Source organism: bacterium (assembly GCA_030247525.1).
In the GTDB taxonomy this organism is placed as follows: domain Bacteria; phylum Electryoneota; class JAOADG01; order JAOADG01; family JAOADG01; genus JAOTSC01.
Genome location: JAOTSC010000176.1, coordinates 1 through 6,612 on the forward strand (window position 1 = coordinate 1; position 6,612 = coordinate 6,612).

Genomic DNA, 6,612 nt, shown 5'->3' on the forward strand with positions numbered 1-6,612 from the left:
CTTAATTTTCATACCGGAGAGGTTTGTCGTGTTATCCGGATCAGCAGTTTTCGAGTGCATGCTCGATTCCGGATTCGGGAATTGGAGTCCAGTCCAGGTCTGGAAGTGGATATCAAATTTCCGTTCTTTCACCATCTTGAACATTGTTGCTGCAGTCGATTCCTTGAGGTTCAATTCAACGCCAACAGCTTTGAAGTCTTCTTGGATGACTGTTAAGAAGCGTTCCTGACCTTTAGCAAACTGCAAGTCAAGGGAAAACCGTTTGCCGTTCTTCGTTAAGTAACCGTCTTTGTCGCGGGAAGTCCATCCGGCTTCTGCCAACAATTCAGAGGCCTTTTGTGGATTGTACTCAAACTTCGGAGCGTTTTCGTTTTCATAAACGCTTGATGGGAAGTAACTGTTTAGCGGCAGATACTCTTTGTAGAAAAGCTTGTCGATTAACTTCTGCCGATTAAAGAGATAGCACATCGCTTTACGAACCCGAATGTCTTTCATCGGTTCGCGACGTTCGTTTAATGCGAAACCGTTAATACCCTGCGGTTCGTAGTTGTAGACTTTACGCTTTTGAATCAAACCGCGCTTGACATGTTCAAAATCGAATTCCTCAACCCACCATTGGGCACGACCGACATAGTAGACATCGATTTCACCCTTCTTGAATTTCTCGAAGGTGAGACGTTCGTCTTGGACAACAATGAATTTAATTCTGTCGAAATTCGCGCTACCACGTCCCATCGGGTTGTCTTTATCCCAATAGTCGTTGCGACGAGTGAGGGTAATCGATTGATCTTTGATGATGTCTTCGGCTTGAATGGTATACGGACCGGAACCTAAAAAAAGCTTGAACTGGTACTTCTGCACGTAATCAGTACCCTTCGTCTTGGCAGATTCGCGCTTGTCAGCAGGTAAGTCTGCTGAATAGTCGCCTTCAAGCGCGTCCAATTCCTTAGCGGGGAGAATTGCCATCGACACCGCGAAGTACAAGAAGTGACGCCAGTTCAATTCCTTAGTCGTCACGCGAACGATGTAGGGACTCTCGGCAACCGGTTTTTCGTACTTTCCGTAGAGTTGATTTGTATAGGGGGCAAGGATGCCGGGATCGACTAACAATTTCCAGGTTGCAACAACGTCTTCCGTCGTTAACCGGGTACCGTCTGCCCATCGGGCTTTCGGATCGATCCGGAACCAGAAGGTTTTCTTATCGTCACTGATTTTCCAGTGCGTGGCAAGACCCGGTGTCCAGTCCATTGTCATCGAATGCAAACCCATCAGCGATTCATAGCAAAGCCCTTGGATCATGCTGTTCAACGTGGTGTTGGCATCCTTGCCTTCGTGGCGAAGATTCGAGGGAAACTCTACCATCGACATTCGGAGCATTCCACCTTTTTTCGCTGTCGAATCGCCAATCAACGGATAATTGGTGTTGCTTGACCAACCTTGAGCTGCCGCGATTTTTTCAAAACCTTCGCCACCTTTTTCCGCCGGTACATCAGGCAGAGCTCCCGGAGGGGTCTGGACTGTGACGGTCGAGATGGACATTGGTTTTACTTCAGGTATTTTCTTGGAACCGCCGCAACCAATGGCAAGTAAGAATGCCGGAAGGGCAAGTGCGAGGAGGAGACTCCAGCGGAGTGGAGATTTCATCGTTGGTCCTTTCTACTGTCGGAAGTCAGGCTCGATGGATAAACCATAGTGAATCGGGATGAGCGCGGAGGGATATTCCAGTCCGCAGTGTTATCGGCGCTTCTCACATCCGGAACCACAAAGGCGGTCGAATGGAAAACGATTGACAATCGCCGGGTGCGTGCCGAAACGATTTCGATGCCGGATTTTGCAATATAACGTTATTAATGACCATTCTGCCACTCTTCATTCATCTCTTCATTCATCTTGCTTTTAACCTTTTCCCCGGTTTGAGCATCTAATCCGTATCACAACATGAACTCTACTTCTGGTAAGAGCTCGAAAATCGTAGAAATGTTGCAGTGACTCGATTTGCTAGTTCGGTCGAGACAATTCGTAAGCAAGAACCATACAACGAAAGATCTTCTCAATGCAACGCTGGATAATTGCTGGAATAGCTGTACTTGCGATAGCAGTCGGCGCTTGGATTCTTTTTTTTCCGACAAAATCTGCTGGTTCAGTACAATACCGGTATGCGAAATTGACCCATGGTGATCTCGTTCGACAAGTCAATTCTACCGGCACCTTAGAGGCAGTTACGACAGTGCAGGTTGGTAGCCAAGTCAGCGGTACCCTTGCCGCCCTTTATGTTGATTTTAATGATCGCGTTGCCAAAGACCAGTTGCTGGCAGTACTCGATACCACGTTTTTAGCGGCACAAGTTGCCGAAGCGGAAGCGAATGTCGCCAAAGCAACAGCCACCCTGAACGAAGCCAGACGGAATTTCAACCGCACCGATTCTCTGGCTAAAGCAAAACTGGTATCAGCCGTTGATTTGGATCAAGCAACCACCGGCTTTGAAACCGCACAAGCAAATCTGACTGCTGTCAAAGCTGCACTACTCCGAGCGAAGACAAATCTGACCTATGCGTTTATCCGCAGTCCGATTTCTGGAACGGTCATTTCTCGCAATGTCGATCGGGGACAAACTGTTGCGGCATCGCTTAATGCACCTACCCTTTTTGTTATCGCCCAAGACCTGTCGAAAATGCGTCTGCTTGCTGCCGTGGATGAAGCGGATATTGGGCAAGTCGCACATGGTAATCCGGTAACTTTTACGGTCGAGGCATTTCCTGAGCTGTCATTCAAAGGGGAAGTGGAGCAAGTCCGGCTATCTCCAATAACCTCCTCGAACGTCGTTACCTATACCGTTGTCATCGGAGTCGATAACGCTTCCGGGAAACTGATGCCGGGGATGACGGCGACCGTTACGATTGAAACTGCCCGAGTTGTAGATGCAGTAAAAGTTTCGCGTGCTGCATTGAGGTTCAAACCAGCAAGCGATAGAAATTCCTCGAAATCAGGAACTGGTAGCAGCAAAATGGCAAGTGGAAATGGAACACCATCCCAATCAGGGGTTGCAACACCCGCCAGCAAAACAAGCGGTAAGAAGCGGAAAGGTAGCTCTGGTAGTGCACCGTCTTTTACAGGCGCATTAGCTGGATATGCTACCGACAGCACGAAAACCGAATCGCAAGTGTACCAACTCGATCCGCAAAAGAATTTAATCAAACGAACCGTATTCATTGGACTGAGCACAAACACCGAAGCCGAGATCTTTAGTGAGTTACAAGTTGGGGATTCGGTGATTGTTGGTGTTGTCAATAACGCATCTGCTTCCTCTACAAATTCGAGTAGTAAGAACCCACTTACCCAACAAGGCGGTCCTCCCGGACCAGGTCGGCGGTAAGCAGTAAACAGTATGGATAGGTGGTAAAGAATGAACTTACTGAACGTTTTATTAGAGGCGTTGCGAGCACTAAATCGCAATCGGGTTCGAGCGACACTGACCGCTCTCGGCATTATCATTGGTGTCGGTGCTGTAATTGCCACGGGGGCGGTTGGTGCCGGTGCGAAACAACAAGTAACGGATCAAATTGCAACATTAGGCAGCTCGACGATTATGATTTTCCCAGCTTCAGGCATGTATGGCGGAGTATCGGGCGGCGCGGCATCGGGTGTCTACTATCTCGAGTTAAGTGACATCGATGCGATTGATAAAGAAGTGAAAAATGTGAAAGCATCGACTCCGATGGTTCGTACGAATGCACAAGTTGTCGCAGGATCGCAAAACTGGAGTACCCAAGTACAAGGTGCCGATGAAGATTTTATTGATATACGAGCTTGGCCATTATCCGCAGGTGAGAACTTTGCCCAATCGGATATTCGGAATAATGCAAAAGTCGCCGTCTTAGGACAAACTGTCGTTGACGAACTATTCCCAGATGACGATCCGATTGGACAAACAATCCGCGTGAAAAAAGTGCCGTTTAAAGTTATCGGCGTGCTTTCTAAAAAAGGGCAGAATACGTGGGGAATGGATCAGGACGATATCATTCTGGCACCCTATTCAACCGTTATGACCCGTTTACGTGGTGGTAACGATCGGATCAATAATGCAATGGTTTCTGCAGAATCCGATGATGTTGTGGAGCAAGTCTCCGCGGATATTCTTTCGCTGCTAAAATTGCGGCACCGGGTACCCGATAGTGAAACCGGATTCAATATTCGTTCGCAAACCGACATTATGAAAATTGCTACATCCACCAGTGGCACAATGAGTGTGTTGTTAGGTGCGATTGCCGGTATCTCGCTTGTTGTTGGTGGTATTGGGATTATGAATATCATGCTCGTCAGTGTTGCTGAACGTACCCGTGAAATTGGACTTCGGATTGCACTTGGCGCTCGCCGTCGGGACATCCGTTGGCAGTTTCTACTGGAAGCGAGTTTCCTCTCATTAGGCGGCGGATTAATCGGTGTGATACTTGGAACGACCGTAGCCAGTTCAATTTCAAAGTTTGTCGGATGGACGATGTTAGTTACGACCGATTCCGTCTTAGTTGCGGTTCTGTTTTCCGCTGCAGTTGGGGTGTTTTTTGGCTTCTATCCGGCACAAAAAGCTGCTAGTGCAAACCCGATTGAAGCACTTCGGTACGAATGAGAGAAAGCAGTAAGTATTTTTGATCTCGGGGAACGAACGAATTCAGTTTCGTCCGTTTTACTTATTGTGATATGCACTCACAAAAACACAACCAGCGGAAATTCTGCGGTATATTTGTGGTGAGTCAACTTAGGAAGCATGCTCATGGAGTTATCGAACATCTACTGGAAAAACCCCCTCTGGTTGTGGTTAACCGTTACTGGCGTCGCGTTGTTGCTCACCGCGATAATCCAGGTCGGAAAGGGACTAACGGTCCGAAAATTCAAACGGTTGGCAAAAGATACTGATACCGTAGTTGACGATATTGCCATTCTAATCCTTGCGAAAACCCGTCTATACTCGGTGTTTATCCTCTCGTGTTACATCGCTTCCAAGTTCCTAACAATGCCGCCACAGGCACTCACTGCTTCCAAGTACATCATGGTTGTGATCATTGCTCTCCAAATCGTCGTGTGGGGGAATAGTCTCATCGATTTCTGGTTGAGGAATCAATCGGGAAGCTCGGAATTAGTTGGAAAGTCTGCGTTTGGATTACTGGGATTTGTAGCGCGGCTTGGGTTGTGGAGTCTGGTATTGTTGATAACACTCAGCAACTTGGGTGTCAACATCACTGCGATTATTACCGGTTTGGGTGTCGGCGGTATCGCAGTTGCTTTAGCTTCCCAGAAGATTCTCGGAGACTTCTTTAGTTCATTCATTATCGTATTCGATAAACCGTTTGAAGTGGGTGATTTTGTTGTAATCGGCGACTACAAAGGAACGATCGAACGCATTGGAGTGAAGACGACTCGCATTCGGAGTCTTACTGGAGAACAAATCGTATTACCGAATTCCGATATCATCGATTCGCGCTTACGCAACTTCAAGCGGATGGAAGAGCGGCGGGTATCATTCCGGATAGGAGTCGAGTACTCAACACCAGCTGATAAACTTGAGCAGATCACAACGATTATTAAGGAAGTAGTATCAAGGCAACCGGAAGTGCGGTATGGTTTTTCGTTCTTTGCCGAATATGGCGAATCCTCTTTGTTGTTTGAAACGGTCTACTTTGTTCTCAGTGGAGATTACGATCTCTACACAAACACACATCAAGCAATAAACTTTGAGCTATTCCGGCGGTTTGAAGAAGAACAGATTCGCTTTGCGTTTCCGACTCGAACACTTCATCTGATCAATCAAGTATAACCGTTACAAGATTGTGTGAGTTGGAAAGTATCTACTCGTTTACCAGCTGTTCGGAACAGCACAAAGAAAAACCCCCTCTTCCATGAAGAGGGGGTTGCATCTATAAGAATGGAAGACTATTTGCCAAGGTCTTTCTTCAACTTTAGAAGTTCTTCCTCTGCGCGTTGCCGCTCGATACGAGTCTTCTCTAAATCGAGGTTCAAGAACTGAAGGTCGCGTTCGCTATCGACTGTCCAATCGAACAAGCTGTTGCGCGATTCGCGATTCAGACGTTCGCGTAAGGCCGCTGCACCAGCGCCCCGACGTCCTTGTCCCGCTTTGGCAAACGGGTCGGAGGAGTAGAAGGGGGTCGACGGCATATAGCGGATGTTACCCGAAAGTTGCCATGGGGTATAATTTTTGGAATCCTTAGGACCATAGCCGGTAAAAACAGTCGTTTCCTTCGCGGAAGAGACTAAAATTTCCGGCGACAGCATCAACTGCAAACCTTGATAAAGGTGAAGATTAATCATCGGGGCAAAGTAAACATAAGGCTCACGGCTGTACACTGTACTACCTGGTACCTTAACAAAGAACATACCATGTATCTGTGCACCGACTTCCATGTTCTTCATCGGATAGGTGTAAGCAGTTCCCCACTGAATAGACTGCGCTGCGTCGGATAACGTTTTGTTGTCGTCATTGTGGTTGTTATATGTTAACTGAATACCAAAGAACTGGCTCTCTTCTGGATACAATGGGCGTGAATACCAGCTTCCAGACCAAGTCAACGATGGCGACATACCCGAACTGAAATAAGGAGT

Annotated in this window: 6 protein-coding genes; 4 read left to right on the top strand and 2 right to left on the bottom strand. The window is 47.4% G+C overall.

The genetic code is table 11. The features are described from left to right. Positions 1-1,644 (bottom strand): ABC transporter substrate-binding protein (locus OEM52_12880; protein ID MDK9701034.1); only part of this gene is annotated, 1,644 nt, incomplete at its 3' end. Between the two features lie 48 nt (positions 1,645-1,692). Between OEM52_12880 and OEM52_12885 the strand changes: the two genes are divergently transcribed. The 4 genes from OEM52_12885 (at position 1,693) to OEM52_12900 (ending at position 5,809) form a co-directional block, all read left to right on the top strand. After that, positions 1,693-1,842 (top strand): hypothetical protein, encoded by a 150-nt coding sequence (locus OEM52_12885; GenBank protein MDK9701035.1) that lies wholly within the window; start codon positions 1,693-1,695, stop codon positions 1,840-1,842. Positions 1,843-2,053: 211 nt separating this feature from the next. Then, positions 2,054-3,373 (top strand): efflux RND transporter periplasmic adaptor subunit, encoded by a 1,320-nt coding sequence (locus OEM52_12890; GenBank protein MDK9701036.1) that lies wholly within the window; start codon positions 2,054-2,056, stop codon positions 3,371-3,373. A gap of 30 nt (positions 3,374-3,403) precedes the next feature. Next, on the top strand, positions 3,404-4,624 hold the full coding sequence (locus OEM52_12895) for an ABC transporter permease (GenBank protein MDK9701037.1): 1,221 nt from the start codon (positions 3,404-3,406) through the stop codon (positions 4,622-4,624). Positions 4,625-4,768: 144 nt separating this feature from the next. Next, positions 4,769-5,809 (top strand): mechanosensitive ion channel family protein, encoded by a 1,041-nt coding sequence (locus tag OEM52_12900; GenBank protein MDK9701038.1) that lies wholly within the window; start codon positions 4,769-4,771, stop codon positions 5,807-5,809. 116 nt (positions 5,810-5,925) lie between these two features. Here the strand turns inward: OEM52_12900 and OEM52_12905 are convergent. Next, positions 5,926-6,612 (bottom strand): hypothetical protein (locus tag OEM52_12905; protein ID MDK9701039.1); only part of this gene is annotated, 687 nt, incomplete at its 5' end.

Excerpts from the sequence above, each read along its gene's own strand:
- OEM52_12900 (MDK9701038.1), top strand. The coding sequence starts at position 4,769 with ATGGAGTTATCGAACATCTACTGGAAAAACCCCCTCTGGTTGTGGTTA.
- OEM52_12890 (MDK9701036.1), top strand. The coding sequence starts at position 2,054 with ATGCAACGCTGGATAATTGCTGGAATAGCTGTACTTGCGATAGCAGTC.
- OEM52_12895 (MDK9701037.1), top strand. The coding sequence starts at position 3,404 with ATGAACTTACTGAACGTTTTATTAGAGGCGTTGCGAGCACTAAATCGC.